Consider the following 556-nt stretch of genomic DNA (forward strand, 5'->3'; position numbering starts at 1 on the left):
AGCGCGAGCAGCTTCGTGTGACTCATGCGGTCAGAGAGCTTGCCGAACGGATACGCCGCCACCGCATAGACGATGTTCATCGCCACCATGACCAGCGGCACAAGCGCGACGGAAATGCCGCCTTGCTGTGCCCGCAGGACCAGGAAGGCTTCGGAAAACCGTGCGAGCGTGAAGACCGCGCCGATCATCACCACCCACCAGTACGCGCTGTCCAGCCGCTGCAGGTTGTCGCGGCGGATCGGGTTGGTGCGGCGGGCGCCGTTGTGAGTTTCGGGCTCGCGCAAGCCGAACATCAGTAGCGCAACAGAGAGCAGCGCCGGCACCACGGCCACCCAGAACACAGCGCGAAAATCATCGGCCCACAGCAACATCAACCCGACGGCCAGCAATGGCCCCAGAAACGCGCCCACGGTATCGAGCGACTGCCGCAGCCCGAAGGCCGCGCCGCGCAGCGCAGGCGGGGCAATGTCGGCGACCAGGGCATCGCGCGGCGCACCGCGGACGCCCTTGCCAACGCGGTCAAGTAGGCGCGCCGTCAGCACAATGCCGGCCGTGG

1 protein-coding gene is annotated in these 556 nt (G+C 67.1%); it reads right to left on the reverse strand.

The annotated features are described in order from the left end of the window. A partial coding sequence (locus tag FUT88_RS25225; protein WP_147219278.1) for an MFS transporter occupies positions 1-556 on the reverse strand: 556 nt, incomplete at both ends.

Origin of the sequence: Ralstonia sp. TCR112 (genome assembly GCF_007997035.1) — a bacterium.
Lineage (GTDB): Bacteria > Pseudomonadota > Gammaproteobacteria > Burkholderiales > Burkholderiaceae > Ralstonia > Ralstonia edaphi.